This is a genomic window from Pedobacter sp. MC2016-15 (assembly GCF_026239695.1).
In the GTDB taxonomy this organism is placed as follows: Bacteria; Bacteroidota; Bacteroidia; order Sphingobacteriales; family Sphingobacteriaceae; genus Pedobacter.
Map to the genome: position 1 here is coordinate 432,759 of NZ_JAPIVS010000004.1, position 17,666 is coordinate 450,424.

Below are 17,666 nucleotides of genomic sequence, written 5' to 3' on the forward strand. Positions count from 1 at the left end.
CAATAAGCAGATGAAAGATAAAATATATGATATCATAGGCATAGGCATCGGGCCTTTTAACCTCGGAATGGCGGCGCTCACGGCACCATTAACAGAACTCTCTGCAGTCTTCCTGGACCAGTCGCCCTCATTTAGCTGGCATCCCGGACTGATGCTGAGTGATGCCACGCTGCAGGTTCCATTTATGGCCGACCTGGTGACGATGGCAGACCCTACAAGTCCTTATAGTTTCCTGAATTTCATGAAGCAGACGGACCGGCTGTATAAGTTTTATATCAAGGAGGATTTTTATATCCTGCGTAAGGAGTACAATGCTTATTGCAAATGGGTAATCGCGCAATTGCCATCCTGCCGCTTCGGACAAAAAGTGATCAGTACTGCCTATAATGAGTCGCAGGCTTGTTACGAACTGCTGGTAGAAGATCAAAAGACTTTTGAAAAGGTAATGTATTATACCCGCAGGCTTGTTCTAGGTACCGGCACGGTGCCAAAGATCCCGGAGTCCTGTGGTCATGGTGTCCATCCCCATGTGATCCATACTTCGCAGTATCTGGATTTCAAGCGGCAGCTGCTGCAGCAAAAAAGTGTGAGCATCATCGGCTCCGGACAAAGTGCTGCGGAGATCTTCAACGACCTTTTGCCGGAAACTGAGAACGGGATGCAGTTAAACTGGTTTACCCGCCCGGACAGGTTTTTCCCGCTGGAGTATTCCAAGCTGACGCTGGAGCTGACCTCTCCTGAGTATGTCGACTATTTCCATAACCTGCCCGCAGAGAAACGCAGGCTGGTCTTAGCGAAACAAAATCAGCTGTTCAAAGGCATCAACTATGACCTGATCAATCAGATTTTCGACAAACTCTATGAACTGAGTTTTGATCAGGAGGAGCTCAATGTAAGGTTGAGTACCAACTGCCAGCTGAATACGATCACTGTCGTGGAAGAAGGGGGATATCACCTGAGTTTTTATCATACCGAACAGGAACAGGAATTTCTTCAGCAGACAGATTTTGTGGTGATGGCAACGGGGTATCAGTATAAGGAGCCCTCTTTCCTGAAAGGAATTGCAGATCGGATTGTGCGTACTGAAGATCAGCAATACCATGTCGGACGTCATTATACCATCGACCATCAGGGCAGCGAAATTTTTGTTCAGAATGCTGAATTACACACGCATGGTTTTGTAACCCCCGATCTGGGAATGGGTGCCTATCGCAATTCGGTGATCATTAATACGATCCTGGGCAGGGAAGTCTACAAAGCCGAAAAGAGGATAGCTTTCCAGCAGTTTGGTGTAGAAAAAACAAATGAATTATTAACGATTGAAACATTGAATGATGAATTACAGGCACTTTGATCAGGTTAAGCCGCTCAATAAAGAGATTTGGAACAAGGTAAATCTAAATTATATCGCGAAGTCTATCACAGAACTCATGCATGAGAAACTGGCAGAGCCGGAGATTGTTGGCAGGGAGCAGGATGGATTAACGCATTTCCGTTTATCCACTGATCATGAGCAGATCTCCTATTCGTTTTCTGCCTGTCACCGGGCGCTGGATTACTGGCATATCCTAAAAGATACTTTGATCAAATATGTCGACGGTGTAGCTGTCCCCTTAAACAATGCACCTGCTTTTTTCACTGAAATGCAGCATACTTTTGGCATCAAGCCATTCACGCTGGCGCATTTTGTTGAGGAAACGCTCAATACGCTATATGCTGATGCCTATATCCATGAAAAGGGGAGGCTCAGCGCGGGCCAGCTGGCGGATGCAGATTATCAGACCATAGAACACCAGATGGACGGGCATCCCTGGGCTACGATAAATAAGGGCAGGATAGGTTTTAATCATGATGACCAGGGCAGATATGCACCCGAGGCGGGGCAGGCTACACAGCTGGCCTGGCTGGCAGTACATCAGAGCAGAGCAGCATTTAAGTCGCTCGATACGATTACCGCTGCTTCGTTTTACGAAGAGGAGCTGGGTGCCGCACAGCTGGAGGCTTTCAAAGATATCCTGCGTGATAAAGATCTGAATCCCTCAGACTACCTGCTGATCCCCGTGCATGAATGGCAGTGGAACAATAAAATTGTGCTGCAGTTAGCACATGATATTGCCAGTCAGTATATAGTACCATTGGCTTTAGGAAAAGACGAATACATGTGCCAGCAGAGCATCCGTACTTTTTTTAATATCAGTCATCCCGGAAAACATTATGTGAAGACGGCCATTTCAATCTTAAATACGTCGATTTACAGAGGCTTGTCGCCAAAGAAACTGGCCATTGCGCCGCGTGTTACGAACTGGGCAAAACAGATGCTGGACCGCGATGAGTATCTCAGAAAAACCGGGGTGGTGCTGCTTGGCGAAGTGGCTACGGCATCATACACGCATCCACAGTACAGTGCAATTCCCGGTTCCCCATATCAGTACCAGGAGTTTCTGGGAGTAATCTGGCGGGAGAGTGCAGAGAACTACCTGCAACCGGGAGAGAGGATCCAGACAATGGCGAGTTTGCTGTATGTTGATGATGCAGGCGAAAGTCTGGTGGGGGCGATGATTGAGAAGTCAGGTATCGGTGCCGCGGCCTGGCTTAAGGCTTACCTGCGTGCTTATCTCAAACCCGTGCTGAGGATCTTCTACAAACATGCCTTCTTCTTTAGTCCGCATGGGGAGAATACCATTCTGGTGATGAAAGACTTTATTCCACAGCGTATCATCATCAAGGATTTTGTGGAGGAGATAGTGCTCACCGAAGAATCTAAAGCTACCTTACCCGAAGACCTGGTGGATGTTTTACGTGAGATCGATGATGAGCTGGCGCCGCTGTTTATCCTCTCGGGGATCTTTGATGCTGTCTTCAGGTACCTCGGAAATATCTTTCACACTTGTGTAGGTTATGATGAACAGCACTTCTGGAAAGCTGTTGCTGATACGATTCTGGAGTTTCAGGAGGAAAATCCGGAACTGGAGGGAAAGTATGCGAAGTTCGATCTGTTCGTTCCGGAGTTTACCCGGGTTTGCATCAACAGGGTGCGTTTACTGACACATGGTTATAGTGAAAGTACGGATGTGCCTGTTCCGGAAATGATCGGGACATTAATCAATCCTGTAGCTATGGCGATGCAGGAGACGGAGTGTCTTGGGAGCGTTCGGGATGGCTTCGACCCAATGACCGATTAACAAGGGATCAATAGCGGACCGGAGGCGGTGCTCAGGCGGTACTCAGGCGGTGCTGAAGCGGTGCTTGTTTACCCCCCGGCCGTTAAAGCGCCGCCAGAGATCCGCTGTTGAACCTTTTTTGCTGCGTTATTGCCTCGAAGGCATCCTTAACTGATCCTGAAGTCTCCCAGACTGCTGTCTTCAATCCCATTTGTCCCATTCTACCCGGATTTGTCGAATATTTTTCACCTTTTTATCTCTGGTTGCTAATTTCATGTGTGGTATATTCTATTTGAATAGTAGAGTATCCTTGTAATATTATGAATATCACTCCTCTATAGAATATAATTTTTTTAAAGGGGTTGAAAACAGTTTATAAAACGGATTAGCATGTCGTAACGTTTAATCCAACGTTTTTATTATTGATTATTAGTTTTTTATATTAATAATTTCAAAAAAATCATTGAAAAGTGTAATTATATTCTTTGTTTGTAAAATATCTGATATATATTTCATCACTAATAATTTATTAACTAACCTAAAATCATTCACGAATGAAGAAAATTTTACTAATTTTTCTTGCCGTATGCGCGTTGGCACTGAATAGTGTTTATGCACAAAACAAAAAAATCGGAGGAAGGGTAACCTCATCCGAAGACGGCCTGCCACTTCCTGGCGTTTCAATTAAAGTTTCCGGTTCTAATAATGGCGTTCAAACCGACGCTGATGGATCTTACACACTGAATGTTCCTGCCGGAAGCAATTCTGTGGTATTCTCATTTATCGGTTACTTGTCGCAAACGCTTACTATTGGAAATTCATCTACTTATAACATCAAACTGGTTTCTGATCAGAAAACTCTGAACGATGTTGTTGTAATTGGTTATGGTAGTACTTCTAAAAGAACTACTACTGGTGCAACTGCAGGTATCAAAGCTGCAGACATCAAAGATCGTCCTGTTACAGGTTTAGACCAGTCGTTACAAGGTTTGGTTGCTGGTGTACAAGTTACTTCTGCATCTGGTACTCCGGGTGGTGCAGTAACTGTAAGAGTTCGTGGTGTCTCTACGATCAACGCAGGTTCACAACCTTTATATGTAATTGACGGAACGCCAATTCAGACTGGAAGTAACTCTCAGATCGGTTTTGGTAACGGACAAACCAACGCACTGAATGATATCAATCCTAATGATATCGAATCAATTGACGTTTTGAAAGATGCTGCTGCTGCAGCAATCTATGGATCACGTGCATCAAACGGTGTTGTGATTGTAACTACTAAAAGAGGTAAAACAGGTAGAACAAATATCGACCTGGATTATAACACTGGTTTTCAGCAAACAACTAAAAGGATTGATGCATTAACTGGTCCTCAGTATGTTCAGTTGTATCAGGACGCTGTTCAAAATCGCTATGCTACTCAAATTGCTGCTGCTGGCGTAACTTTGAACCAGTACATCTCCAACACCCTTGGAAGACCATTATTGGCTGCAGATCCGGCTACTTATCCTACAACTGACTGGCAGGATCAGGTTTTCCGCACTGCTCCGATCAGCAACTATAATCTATCCATCAATGGTGGAAATGAAAAAACTCGTTTTAATATTACCTCTGGCTTCTTTGATCAGGACGGAATACTAAAAGGTTCTAGCTTTAACCGCTTTAACACACGTTTAAACCTTGATCATACGATCAGTGATAAATTCAAGGTAGGTACAAGCACCAGCTTTAACCGTAGTGTTTCCAGCCGTATCAACAATGATAACAACATTTACGGTGTTTTGAGTTCTGCTATCTTAATTAGTCCTGCAATTAACGCTTACAATGCGAATGGTACTTATGGCCGCGATGTGTACAGCTCAGTTGAAAACCCGATTGCTGCTTATAAAGAGCCTTTCAACGAAACTGTTGCTAGCCGTCTGTTATCAAATGTATATGGCGAATACAAACTTTTACCTTCTCTGACTTTCAGAACAAATTTCGCAGCTGATTACCAGATTTATCATGAGCGCAGGTTTGTTCCTTCAACATTAAATGCCGGTGCTGCTCCAACAAATGGTTCTGGTATTGAAGCTTATTATTCAGATTTGAACCTTTTGAATGAGAATACATTAACTTTCAACAAAACTTTTGGAGATCACTCACTGAACTTATTAGCAGGTCAGTCTTGGCAAAAAGATAGCAACGAAACGTTGTTTGCTTCAGGAACTAACTTCCCTGGTAATGATATCAAAAGATTATCTGCTGCCGCGGTAAAGACAGATGCATCATCTGCTGGATTTAGTTCAACATTAGTGAGTTATTTCGGAAGAGCGAACTACAGTTATAAAAACCGTTATATCTTCTCAGCAACTTTACGTAGCGATGGTTCATCAAGATTTGCTGATGGAAACCGTTACGGATATTTCCCTGCATTGTCTGCAGCATGGTTGATCTCTGATGAGAGCTTCATGAAAAATATCAACTGGGTATCTACCTTAAAACTACGTGGTAGCTGGGGTAAAACAGGTAACAACTTCATCAATGATTTCGCTTCAAGAACCTTATTAGGTAGCTATAACACTGCTGCTTCACAAGGTATTGCTTTCGCTGGTGTAGCTGGTTTATATCCATCGCAGCTGGGTGATCCTAAACTGACATGGGAGAAAACTACTTCAACAGACATCGCTATTGATTTCGGTTTCCTGAATGACAGAATTACTTTAAGTGCTGACTGGTACTACAGAAAAACCAATGACCTGTTAGCTTCATTGCCTTTAGCTGGTTCAACAGGATTTACAGGTTATACAACCAACCTTGGATCACTAGAAAATAAAGGTCTAGAATTAGATTTACAAACCATCAACGTTAAAAGCAGAGATTTTAACTGGACAACAAGTTTCAATATCTCTTTCAACAAAAACAAAATCTTATCTCTGGCTAACAATAATGCTTCTGTTGCTTCAGGTTTTGGTAGCTGGCTGGAAGTTGGTCAGTCAGTAGGATCATTCCGTGGCTATAAAGTAGCTGGTATTTTCCAAAACCAGGCTGAGATCGATGCCTTAAATGCTGCTGCAAGAACTGCAACAGGTAGTGCTACTGCATTATATCAGGTAGCTGGAACTGCTCCTGGAGATATCAAATTTGTAGATATCAATGGTGATGGTGTAGTAAACTCTGCAGATCAAACTATTTTAGGCTCTGCACAACCAAAATTCACTGGTGGATTTAACAATACATTCAAATACAAAAACATTGACCTGGCTATGTTATGGCAGTTTGGTTATGGCAACGATGTGTTAAACTGGACGCGTTCTTTTGCTGAAGGTATGAACACTATTTATGGTCAATTTGCAACAACATTAGACCGCTGGACACCTACCAATACAAATACCTCTATGCCAAGAGCGGTTATAGGAGACCCTAACACCAACAACAGAGTTTCAGACAGATTTGTTGAGAACGCTTCTTATGCACGTATGAAAAACCTGAGCCTTGGTTATAGCTTATCTTCTGATTTAGCTGCTAAACTGCATGTAAGAAAACTGAGAATATTTGCAGCTGCGCAAAACCTGGTAACTATTACAGACTACAAAGGTTTTGATCCGGAAGTAAGTACTTTTAACAGTACTCCGGCTTCTGCAGGTACAGACTTTTTAACTTCACCACAAGCGAAGACGTTCACATTTGGTCTAAACGTTGGATTCTAATCTTAAATACATGAAAAAATTACTATATATAATCTTGCCGGCATTACTAATTGGTACATCCTGCAAAAAAACACTTGATCAGCAGCCTCAAACGGCTTTGGACGCTTCTACAGCCTATACTACAAGGCAGGGAGTGGAAGCAGGTATCATTGGTGTGTATGATGGCTTTCAGCAAACAGGCTACATGACGCTAAATTATCTGGTTTTCCCTGATCTATATGCTGATAACTTAACATGGACAGGTACATTTCCTACCTGGTCTCAGGTTGCCAATAAAACCATAGCGGTTGAAAGTACTGATATTAACAGCATTTGGAACCATATCAATGGAACCATTAACAGGGCTAATAATATCATCGCAGCAGCACCAAACATTAACGACCCGGCTTTTCTTAAAGACCGTGCTATCGGTGAATGTGAAACCATCAGAGCGGTTGCGTATTTTGATTTGATCAGAATGTTTGGTGGTAGCCCGACAGGCTATAACCAGCCAGGTGGTCTGGGTGTTCCTTTGAGATTGAACCCGACATTAACTACTGCCACTGCAAATGAGAGAGTTCCAAGATCTTCTGAAGCTGATGTTTATACTCAAATCTTAAAAGATCTGGATGATGCAATTACTAAATTACCTAACACTATTTCTGCTGGAAGGGTAAACAAGAATGTTGCAATCGCGATGAAAGCAAGAGTTCAGTTGTACAGACAACAATGGGCTGATGCTGAAGCTTTGACTACTACGATCATTACTGGTTCAACTCCTACTTATACATTGGTTCCTGGTGCCTCATACGCTGCCATGTATACTGGTAAAAACTCAACTGAATCCATTTGGGAACTTCAGTACAATGCTACTGATGCAAACAACCTTGCGTTTTATTACTACCCAACATCAGTTGGTGGCAGAAACGAGGTTTCTTCTTCAACTAACCTCCGCGATGCATTCGAAGCAGGTGATTTGAGAAGAAATGTTAACTTCAGTACAAGCCCTGCTTCAAAACAATTGAAATATTCTCAGGTAAACCCTGGTATTGATAACGTGATCATGATGCGTTTATCGGAAGTTTATTTAACGCGTGCTGAGTCAAGAGCGATGTTAAACAACCTGACAGGAGCATTAGCTGATTTGAACGTAATCCGTTCACGTGCAGGCTTGACTCCGTCAGTAGCTGCAACTCAGGCAACGCTTCTTACTGCGATCAGAAAAGAACGCAGATTAGAGCTTGCTCATGAAGGACAACGTTTCTTTGATTTGCGTCGTTACAATGAAACAGGTATTACGCAAACTTTCCGTAACCTGTTCCCAATTCCACAATCTGAAATTATTAACTCTGCTGGAACTGTAACACAGAACCCTGGGTACTAATTTTAAATAAATTGAATGATAAGGCTCCCTGAATTCAGGGAGCCTTATTTGTTTAAACTCTTTTTGATTGCAATATATTTTTTGTTAATTTCCAAAAATACGAATTACGCTATGAAAAAACGTCTCACCTTTTTACTATCAGGCTTTTTAACAGTCTCAAGTGCCTCAGTATTTGCCCAGGCAGCTTATTTTATGGTCTATGATGCAAAAGGCCAGGTTACAGCAAAAAATGAATATGTTGATATCCAGGGCTCGCCCTATGTGAATCCTAACTGGTCTAAAGGCACGTTCACGCTGGCCAATGGTAAAACATACAAAGACATGGACATCAAGTATGATCTTGTGAAAGATAAAATGTATGTAATGGGAGATAATGATGAATCAATTGCACTATTGGATCAGGTGCGCGACTTCTCCATTAATGTTCCGCTTTCAGGAACTACGGTGACTCGTCATTACAGAACTGGCTACGCGAACATCCCTTCTACAACAAATACTTATTACTTCGAAGTACTCGCAGATGGAAAAACTCAATTTTTAAAAAGAACCTCCAAAAACATCCTGACAAACAAAGAGTACAACTCCGCAACTGCAACAAAATCTTTTGAGGAGATTACCAGGTATTACATCTATAAAGACGGCAAAGGCACTGCAGTAAAAAAAGACAAAAAAGCAATACTTGCTGCCCTGGGTAACAAACAATCTGAATTGGAAACTTATATCAAAGCAGAAAAGCTCAATCTTAAAAACGATGCAGATGTTGTAACGCTGATCACGTATTACAACACACTATAACCTTCTATCGCTTTCAGGATACCATCTGTATTTTACACAAAACTGTAATTTAACTGACATAACACTGAATCCTGAAAGCGATATTTGAAGAAATTTTTGAACATACACACATATGAAACTTTTACTAACCTGCTTAACAATAGTTTTTCTTTCTTTTGGTGCAGTTGCACAGGATCTGGGTACAACCGTTCCTACCGCTGTTTTTTATAACAGGGATAACTCACCTTTCTCTACCTACAATATCCCGACAGGTAAAAAATCATTTGTGTTTTTCTTTGATGCTACCTGTGGTCATTGCCAGAAAGTAGTATCACAATTCAATAAACGTTACAAAGAACTTTCGAACGTAAACATCTACCTGGTATCGCAGGATGAATACCGTTCTATCGATTATTTTACCAATACTTTTGCAAAACAGCTCGCTGTTCAAAAAAACGTAAAGATTTTGCAGGACCGTGACCATGTCTTTATCATGTCATTCCACCCCAAGCAATATCCTGCCATGTTCTTTTACGGACCTGATAAGAAACTGAAGTTTACATCGAGCGATGAGAAAGATGTAAACAAAGTCTTTCAATTGCTGAAATCGTAATTCCCTGAGAACTTTCCGGAATAAATTTTCTGTTCGTCATCGCTGTGTATAGATCTTTCTGCTCCTGAACAATTGGGGATGTCAGCCTGTTCTTCAGGTATAATATTCAATTGACATGGAACACAGAGATCAACTTATCAGGACTGCTCGTGCAATGGTGGCAGACCACAAAGGTTTAGTCGCATTAGATGAAAGTGTAGCAACACTCAACAAACGTTTTGAAGCTGCCGGAATACCGCAAACAGAAGCCTTCAGAAGAGCTTATCGTGAAGTACTCATTACTGCTCCCGGAATCGGAGATTACCTCAATGGAGCCATCCTTTTTGATGAAACCATAGACCAGCAAAGCTCGTCAGGAAGGAGCTTTCTCGATATCCTGCAGCAGGCCGGAGTAATTCCTGGTATCAAGCTGGATGAAGGCACTGAGGACCTTCCCGGATTTCCCGGAGAGAAGATTACCAAAGGACTGGATGATCTCACAGAACGCCTCATCAGCTACAGACAAAAAGGTTTGCGCTTTGCCAAATGGAGAGCGGTGATCTCTATTGACGGAGATTTACCTTCTGAAGCCTGTATCATCAGCAATGCCCATGCCCTGGCACGTTATGCTGCGGCTTGTCAGCATGCCGGAATTGTTCCGATTGTAGAGCCCGAAGTGATTATGGATGGCGATCATTCTATCGCACGTTGTGCGGAAGTTACAGAAAGAACCTTACGTGAATTATTCTACCAGCTTAACCTGCTGAAAGTAGAACTGAGGGGATTGATTCTCAAACCTAATATGGTATTACCCGGTGAGGATTCAACAGAAAAAGTAGATTCAGAACAAGTTGCAGCTTATACGGTAAATTGTCTGCTCAATGCGGTACCAGCCACTGTTGCAGGCATTGCATTCCTTTCCGGGGGACAGGAACCTGAACTTGCCTCGGGGCACTTAAATGCCATCAATCATATTTACCAGTCAGAGCTGCCATGGCCTGTTACCTATTCCTTTTCAAGAGCGCTGCATCAGCCGGCACTGGAGATTTGGGGAGGTAAAGATGAAAATGTAAAGGCTGCCCAGGCGGCATTCCTGGAATTGGGGAAAGCAAATAAATTTGCGAGGAGCGGGCAACTGATACCAAATGAGTTTAGTCGGTAAGGTTAAAATTCGCGTTAAAGATCGTCGCCAGTTCAGCAGGAATCAGCGGTTTCTTTAACAACTTAAGTACATATGGATTAGCTTCTGCCTTGCGGATATCCCCAAAGTCCAGTGTTGATGAAAGCATCGCCACCAGACAATTGGCCTTCCATTCCTCAGGCAGGAGCTTATAATTATCAAGAAACTCAAATCCGTCCATCTCCGGCATCTGGATATCCAGCAGGATCAGATTCGGCAGTTTGTTGAGCTTACCGGAGTGCATGGTGAAATAGCTCAGCGCTTCTTCACCAGACTGGCACTGGATAATTTCATCAAATAATTTAGAGATCAGGATAATCTTTGAATTGATCTTCAGATCAATGATGTTGTCATCAATCAACATTACCCGTAATGGTCTTTCTACGTTAATTAGCATTCGGAACAGTAATTTTGAAAGTTGTACCTTGATTCAAGGAAGAATTCACCGAAATTTTTCCATTCATCTTATTTAATGCTTCCTTCACAATAAATAATCCCAGTCCGCTTCCTTTGTTATTTTTAGTTTTGAAAAACTGTGTAAATATCTTTTCCAGATGTTCATTGAGAATACCAAGGCCATTATCCGTGATAGAGATCTCTGCAGAAAATGGAGTCACATCAATCGATATTTCCACGAGTTTCTGTTCTTCTGTATCTTTCTGATATTTAATGGCGTTGGAGATCAGGTTCCCCAGAATCACCTCCAGCCTGAATGAATCCCCCATAAATGGATGAGGCTGGTTGATATTCAGTTTGAACTGGGTGTCCCTGTCGGTGTACGAATAAAGATCTATGAGTTCGTCTACCAGCTTTTTAAAATCGATTTCCGATTTGTCTGAGGTAGTTTTATTGTTTTTGTAATACTGAAGAGTTTTTTGGATATAGTAATCCAGTTTATTGGAGCAGGATTCAATCAGTTCCCAGTACTCGCCGCTGGAATTGTAAAGACCTTCCATTTTTACCAGGTTGACAATGCCAATGACAGATACCAGTGGGGCCCGCAATTCGTGAGAGATACTGTAGATAAACCTGTTCAGCTCATCGTTGGTTTTCTCCAGTTCATCCACTTTATTTCTGAGGTCTATCTTAGAGCGGTACGCCTCATGTGCATTTTTGATAGAATTATGCAGCTCCAGGTCGTTCCATGGTTTAGTGATGTACCTGTAAATATCGCCGTGATTGATCGCATCTGCCAGGGCGGAGATATCCGTATAACCTGTCAACAGGATTCTGATCGGATCAGGATAAGAATCTGTAATGCTCTTAAAAAACTCTACACCGGTCATGTGAGGCATCTTCTGGTCCGCAATGATGACTTCAACCGGTAAATTCTGCAACACCTTTAATCCTTCTGCCGCGGAATTCGCAGTGTAAATTTCATATTGTCTCCTAAAACTTGCTTTAAATGCGAGAAGATTATTTTCTTCATCATCAATATATAAAACTTTAACAGGTGAGCGAGTCATATTATCAGTGTGTTTACAGGCAAGGTAACAATAAATTCCTTACCGTCATTTACTTTTATAACAACATAAAAATGGCTTTTATGTTTTCACTACAAAATTAGTTCGAATATTAGGTCTTTTATTTAAAATATCCGCAGGGTGAATTTTATATTTCTCCTTTTGTAATAGTATTTGAAGTATAGGTTTATTTATTAGCGTCATTATGGGGCACTTTTAAAATATGACAGAGGCATTAAAATAAAAACCTGTTATCATGCGATTACACTACAAAATTGATTAATTTTACTATTATTTTTAAATTATTATGAGTTGCCACAAATATGGCCTATTTTATTTCGGTAGCTCTTTTGATTAGTTGTACTTACCCCGGCAGGGCTTGAAAATGATTTATTGTAAATTACACGCATATGTCAGCAGATAAAATAACAATTCTTTATGTAGACGATGAAGAAAATAACTTATTTTCATTCAAAGCTACTTTCCGGATCAAGTATCAGGTTTTGATTGCCATCAGTGGCGAAGAGGCGCTGAAGATTTTAGAAGCGAAGAAGGTTCATGTGATCATTACGGATCAGCGTATGCCGGAAATGACAGGTGTAGATTTTCTGGAGAAGGTTCTGGAGAAATTCCCTGACCCGATGCGGATCCTGTTAACCGGTTATGCAGATATGAACGCTGTGGTAGACGCCGTGAATAAAGGCAAGATTTTCCATTACCTGGCCAAGCCATGGAATGAGGAAGAACTGGATATGACGATCAAGCGGGCCTACGACAAGTATCTTGAAAAGGCCGAACTCACTGATATGAATGAAAAACTCGCTGGCTCTAATGACCAGCTTGAGTTTATGTTAAGACAACGACTTCTTTCTTAGCGCAGAAACCCCTTTCTGATTTCTGCTGATCTCCAATCGATTAAAGTGCAATTACCTTGTGAATAACCGGCAATTGCAAAATAAATTCCGTTCCTTCTCCGGCAGCACTTTTTAAGTGTATATGCCCATTGTGTTTCTTAATCGTATTGTAGGCTATAGACATGCCCAGACCTGTACCTTCTCCAACATCCTTTGTGGTAAAGAAAGGTTCAAAGATCTTTTTCTGCGTCTTATCGTCCATCCCCGTGCCATTGTCCCTGATGTTGATGTAAACATACTCTTCATCCGCTGTGGTGGTAATGATGATCTCGCCGCCCGGTGTATCTCCAAATTGCTTGTGCACGGCATAAGCACCATTTGAAATGATGTTCAGAAATACCTGGTTTAATTTGCCCGCATAACATTCTATGTGCGGTATATCAGCAAAGTTCCTGGTTACTTTGATGCTGTTATTGAGCAGGTTATTGGCAATAACCAGGGTTGAATCCAGACCTTCATTGATGTCAGCCACTTTGAGATCATCTTCATCCAAGCGCGAAAAGATCTTCAGTCCTTTTACAATTTCTGCCGTTCTGCTGGCACCCTCTTTAATTCCCTTCAGCAGGTCATTGATTTCTATGATCAGGTAATCGAAATCGAGTTCCTCTTTGTACTCATTGATTTTCTGTTGTTTTTCCTGAATAGAAGAGTCAGACAAGCTGATTTCCTCGATAAAAGCAAAAGCATCAAACATCATGTCGACATCGCGTTTAAGCGGTTTTATATTGGCCGTAACGAAGTTAATCGGGTTGTTGATCTCATGGGCTATACCAGCAGTTAACTGACCCAGAGAGGCCATTTTTTCTGATTCTACCAATTGTGACTGCGCCTGCTTCAGATCTTCGAGGGTGATGCCCAATTCATGATTTGACTCGCTCAGTTCCAGCGTACGTTCACTTACTTTTAATTCGAGTAATACGTTTTGCTCACGGATGATTCTTTCATTTTCCTGCAAAGCCCGCAATGTCTCTTCCTGTGACCTTTCTTTCTCTGCCTTGAAGATGTTTATTTTATCTGCCAGTGCAAATGATAGTAAGATGGCTTCTACTCCGGACCCAATTAAAAGCGCCGAACCTGTCAGGTTATTATAGGGTAGAATGTTAAAATCTTTGAGCACATAGGTAACTACACAGAGGATAAAGAAGGACCAGGCGATGAGGAAAAATTTAGCTGCCCTGAAGCCTTTCATCACAATCACAACGGCCATGTACAGTACATATAAGGCGCTGATCATCGCCACTGAGAGCATCAGTCCGTAACTTGCATTAAAATTACCCGTAAAGGCAAGCACGATCTGAAGGGTATATAGAAACCAGAACAGATAAGAAACTTTATAAAGTTTAGGTGTGAGCTGTTTGGCCGACAAAAAACTTTTGGAAAACTCTATCGCGGCCACGCCAATTAATGCGGTGGCGATATAGATAAACATATTGGCGATCTGCGGTTCTCCGGGCAATATAAATCTAAAGACAAAGCCTTCCATGCAGGCTTGAGAGATGAGTACAATTGCCAGGTAAACTACATAATAGAAGTAGTTTTTATCCTTGGTACTGATGAAAATAAACAGATTATACAATAGCATAACCAGTATAATACCCGTGTAAATACCAAAAGTAATATCCTTTGTCAGGGTGTTTTCTATGACCTGCTCGATACTACCAAGATAGATCGGCAATACCAGCTGTTTGCCACTCCTGACATGAAGATAGAACGTATCGGTCTGGTTCTTTGTAAGTACCACAGGGTAAATGTACGACTGGTGTTTGATGAGCCGGCTGTCAAATGGCAATGTTTGTCCACTGCTGTTTGAGCGCACTATCCGTCCATTATCTACCTGATAATAGTTAATCTTATCAATCATTGGCTGTAACAACTGCAGACCCAGGTTTTCATGACTGTAACTGTTCCTGATGCTGAACTTAATCCAGTATGAATACGGAGTTATGCCCAGGTTTGGAAACTCGCTGTCCGATTTTTTAAATGCCGTAGATGCCATGGCATCTTTTAGCGTCAGCTTCGAAGAGCTGTCTGTTAAAATCTCAATCTGATTACCAATGACGCCGAATTTACCTTTGAAGTCGACTGCAGTTTGGGCAGAAGACAGGAGGTTGCAGCATAACAAAAGCAGTATGATTAAAGAAGTTTTTACTTTATACGCGTGTTTTTTGAATAACATTGGTGTCGTAAATGCTTGAGATTAAAATTTATAAAATAGTTCAGTCTTGTCTTTTCGTAGAGAAGGTTTTCCTACGGTATCAGCAATAGCTACCTTCATGATGAACACTTCTTTTCTGTCCTGATTTCCCTGATCAAGCGGGAAAATTTCCAGAAACTGTTCCCTTAGCTGATGAAGGTTTCCTGCAACCTTTTCAGGTATAGCTTGTCCCTGACCATGAATGAGGCGGTTGAAAAAGAAAGCTGGCGATAACATCGGATGTATAGATACACCCTGCTGGTTTGCCAGAATCCATACTCTCTGTACCACCCTGCCTGCATTGATCAGCTGCGTATGGTTAAAATCATCGATAGCGAAAGTGAGTAGTGCTGAAGCGCTTTTAACGGCTTTGGTGGATAGTTTTTTAAAGGCATTTCCCTTGTCCCATCTGGATAAAAGCTCCACCGCTTTCCAGTCGCCCGCCACTTTAAATCCGGCAATCTCACTCTGTGTGATATCTACTGATGCTACTTCAACTCCATCTCTGGTAAGTTCGGCTTCTTCTCTGCTCCATCTGAGTTCATGATAGAATTCTTCATGGCCCATTTCATTTAACAGCCTTACCTTATCACACTCAGCAATAATCTCTGACAATACCTCCAGGTCTGCCTCATTTTCTGTATAGTACAGATGAATATCTTCTTCTTGTGCAACCAGGTTTTCTATCTTTTGATAAAATTCTTTATCAATATCCTGACGTACACCAATTTTCCGGTTGGTATGTCTGCTGAACAGATGTTCTGCTAAAACTATTGCTTCAGCGCCGGCAGCTTCAGTGGCGGATGTGAAACGGATAGTAGCTGCGAGACCACTTTCCTCTCCCAAAGGGAAGAGTGCAACTTCATCCTGTAAATTAAGCGCTGCAGCCTGCAGGTGTACATTCTCAATAGCTCCACCAAGACCCATATGTGAGCCCATTTCGTAGTAATCTCCCCATGACCATGACCTGTATTTGTCATGAAACAGGAATAATACACCCTTGCTGAACACCCATTTCCAGGGTTGATTGTTCCCCGCCGATGGGGCAGCAACAGCAGCATCAATGAGCTGGTCAAGCTCCCCGTCGGAGATCAGATGTTCTGCAGCGGGTGTCGACTGAAAATACTGATCAATGACTTTTTCCATAGCCTGTGGCTCCAGTGGCTGATATGGATTCTCCTCATGGTTTTTTTCCGGAAGGGCCTTTTCTTCATCTTTTACCAGTTCATCCAGGTCGATATAATACCTGCCGGAGTCATGGAACTGATCAAGTAAGATGCGTCTTGATACATCTGTTGTAAGTGCGCCGCCAAGGGTAACCGACGAAGCCAGCTGGGGCCAGGTATTGATGGATTGCTCAACTTCGAGCATGGATGCCTTTAACCGTGTCGAGATGGTTTCTGCACCGATCATCTTCAGGATATAAGGGATTTTCTGCTCATTCGTAAGATCCTTGATATTATCTGGATTGAGGCCTTCTGCCAAACCATGCAGGATTGCTCTTTCCGGTTCGGTATCAAAGCGTTCCACATCAAGCATACCGCGGTCGTTGGTATCCATTACTACAGGAATACCATGCTCGCGGGCTTTGAAACGGCTTTCAATTTTCACATTCAATCCATCACACACTTCCACGAACAGATCCAACTTTCCGGTTCCGGTAAAAAACTCTTCCATATTTCCGGCATGCAGGCCATCAGTGAAAATGATAACTTTGATATAGGGATCGATTTCTGCAATTTCACGTGCAGAAATCACAGCTTTGTTGATACCCAGGTTAAATGTGCCTGTGCGGATCCTGTTCAGGTTGCTCAGTTCGGCAGTATCAAAATCGGCTAATCTGAGTTCTCCGCATGTACGCTCGATAGCCAGAGTCAGTGCGATCGACTGGCCAACCGATAAACCTACGATGCCTATTTTTTTTGATTTGAGCAGGTCTTGTTCCTGTTTGGTGATTTTGTATCTGTTTCTGTTGGTGCGTACTTCAACAAATTCTTCTTCATCCAGTATATGCACGAGGCGCTGTGACCAGGGGTAATATGCCCATACGCCGTAACTGAAAATGTCTTTCCCGTCAAGGTGTTTACTGATGAGGTCCGGATATTCTTCGTTTTTTATTTTGATGGAGGGGTACATGCTCTTTACGAGCTCCTGCAGCTGAACATAAAGTTCATCATGCATAAAAGTTATTTTTCCCTCAGTAATCAGATTGTCAAATGTGGCACGGTCTGCCGGGTTATTGATTCTGAGCAGCACAGGTTTGTATTCTGTTTGTTTGACTGAGGTGAGTTCCAGAAGATTTGAAATATCTGTCATTGTATGTTGAATATTTTTAA

Annotated in this window: 12 protein-coding genes; 8 read left to right on the forward strand and 4 right to left on the reverse strand. The window is 42.1% G+C overall.

Features of this window, described 5'->3' with window-relative positions; translation table 11 throughout:
- Nucleotides 1–10 precede the first annotated feature (10 nt).
- The 7 genes from OQY15_RS14550 to OQY15_RS14580 all read left to right on the forward strand — a co-directional run bounded on the left by OQY15_RS14550 (nt 11) and on the right by OQY15_RS14580 (nt 10,741).
- On the forward strand, nt 11–1,354 hold the full coding sequence (locus tag OQY15_RS14550) for a SidA/IucD/PvdA family monooxygenase (protein ID WP_265792523.1): 1,344 nt from the start codon (nt 11–13) through the stop codon (nt 1,352–1,354).
- Nucleotides 1,332–3,182: an IucA/IucC family siderophore biosynthesis protein gene (locus OQY15_RS14555; RefSeq protein ID WP_265792524.1), complete on the forward strand. Its 1,851-nt coding sequence runs from the start codon at nt 1,332–1,334 to the stop codon at nt 3,180–3,182. Before OQY15_RS14550 ends, OQY15_RS14555 begins: the two co-directional genes overlap by 23 nt.
- Nucleotides 3,183–3,715: 533 nt before the next feature.
- Complete coding sequence (locus tag OQY15_RS14560; RefSeq protein ID WP_265792525.1) at nt 3,716–6,850, forward strand: TonB-dependent receptor; 3,135 nt, start codon at nt 3,716–3,718, stop codon at nt 6,848–6,850.
- 10 nt (nt 6,851–6,860) lie between these two features.
- Entirely contained in the window at nt 6,861–8,213 is a 1,353-nt protein-coding gene (locus OQY15_RS14565) for a RagB/SusD family nutrient uptake outer membrane protein (RefSeq protein WP_265792526.1), read from the forward strand.
- 111 nt (nt 8,214–8,324) lie between these two features.
- Complete coding sequence (locus tag OQY15_RS14570; protein WP_265792527.1) at nt 8,325–9,008, forward strand: hypothetical protein; 684 nt, start codon at nt 8,325–8,327, stop codon at nt 9,006–9,008.
- 112 nt (nt 9,009–9,120) lie between these two features.
- Entirely contained in the window at nt 9,121–9,600 is a 480-nt protein-coding gene (locus OQY15_RS14575) for a redoxin domain-containing protein (protein WP_265792528.1), read from the forward strand.
- Between the two features lie 115 nt (nt 9,601–9,715).
- Nucleotides 9,716–10,741, forward strand: a complete 1,026-nt coding sequence (locus tag OQY15_RS14580; protein ID WP_265792529.1) for a class I fructose-bisphosphate aldolase — start codon at nt 9,716–9,718, stop codon at nt 10,739–10,741.
- Here the strand turns inward: OQY15_RS14580 and OQY15_RS14585 are convergent.
- Both OQY15_RS14585 and OQY15_RS14590 read right to left on the reverse strand, forming a co-directional pair.
- The gene (locus tag OQY15_RS14585; protein WP_265792530.1) at nt 10,731–11,156 is read right to left on the reverse strand and encodes a response regulator; all 426 of its coding nucleotides are present in this window, start codon (nt 11,154–11,156) and stop codon (nt 10,731–10,733) included. The genes OQY15_RS14580 and OQY15_RS14585 overlap by 11 nt on opposite strands.
- Nucleotides 11,146–12,225, reverse strand: coding sequence for a hybrid sensor histidine kinase/response regulator (locus tag OQY15_RS14590; protein ID WP_265792531.1), 1,080 nt, complete (start codon nt 12,223–12,225; stop codon nt 11,146–11,148). Before OQY15_RS14590 ends, OQY15_RS14585 begins: the two co-directional genes overlap by 11 nt.
- Nucleotides 12,226–12,632: 407 nt before the next feature.
- Between OQY15_RS14590 and OQY15_RS14595 the strand changes: the two genes are divergently transcribed.
- A complete protein-coding gene (locus tag OQY15_RS14595; protein WP_265792532.1) occupies nt 12,633–13,097 on the forward strand; it encodes a response regulator in 465 nt (154 codons plus the stop codon).
- A 40-nt stretch (nt 13,098–13,137) separates the two neighbouring features.
- Here the strand turns inward: OQY15_RS14595 and OQY15_RS14600 are convergent, their stop codons facing one another.
- Both OQY15_RS14600 and OQY15_RS14605 read right to left on the reverse strand, forming a co-directional pair.
- Nucleotides 13,138–15,312: a 7TM diverse intracellular signaling domain-containing protein gene (locus OQY15_RS14600; protein WP_265792533.1), complete on the reverse strand. Its 2,175-nt coding sequence runs from the start codon at nt 15,310–15,312 to the stop codon at nt 13,138–13,140.
- Between the two features lie 21 nt (nt 15,313–15,333).
- Complete coding sequence (locus OQY15_RS14605; protein ID WP_265792534.1) at nt 15,334–17,646, reverse strand: Rv1355c family protein; 2,313 nt, start codon at nt 17,644–17,646, stop codon at nt 15,334–15,336.
- Nucleotides 17,647–17,666 lie beyond the last annotated feature (20 nt).

Coding starts and splice junctions, on each gene's coding strand:
- OQY15_RS14550 (WP_265792523.1), top strand. CDS start 11: ATGAAAGATAAAATATATGATATCATAGGCATAGGCATCGGGCCTTTT.
- OQY15_RS14555 (WP_265792524.1), top strand. CDS start 1,332: ATGATGAATTACAGGCACTTTGATCAGGTTAAGCCGCTCAATAAAGAG.
- OQY15_RS14560 (WP_265792525.1), top strand. CDS start 3,716: ATGAAGAAAATTTTACTAATTTTTCTTGCCGTATGCGCGTTGGCACTG.
- OQY15_RS14565 (WP_265792526.1), top strand. CDS start 6,861: ATGAAAAAATTACTATATATAATCTTGCCGGCATTACTAATTGGTACA.
- OQY15_RS14570 (WP_265792527.1), top strand. CDS start 8,325: ATGAAAAAACGTCTCACCTTTTTACTATCAGGCTTTTTAACAGTCTCA.
- OQY15_RS14575 (WP_265792528.1), top strand. CDS start 9,121: ATGAAACTTTTACTAACCTGCTTAACAATAGTTTTTCTTTCTTTTGGT.
- OQY15_RS14580 (WP_265792529.1), top strand. CDS start 9,716: ATGGAACACAGAGATCAACTTATCAGGACTGCTCGTGCAATGGTGGCA.
- OQY15_RS14585 (WP_265792530.1), bottom strand. CDS start 11,156: ATGCTAATTAACGTAGAAAGACCATTACGGGTAATGTTGATTGATGAC.
- OQY15_RS14590 (WP_265792531.1), bottom strand. CDS start 12,225: ATGACTCGCTCACCTGTTAAAGTTTTATATATTGATGATGAAGAAAAT.
- OQY15_RS14595 (WP_265792532.1), top strand. CDS start 12,633: ATGTCAGCAGATAAAATAACAATTCTTTATGTAGACGATGAAGAAAAT.
- OQY15_RS14600 (WP_265792533.1), bottom strand. CDS start 15,312: ATGTTATTCAAAAAACACGCGTATAAAGTAAAAACTTCTTTAATCATA.
- OQY15_RS14605 (WP_265792534.1), bottom strand. CDS start 17,646: ATGACAGATATTTCAAATCTTCTGGAACTCACCTCAGTCAAACAAACA.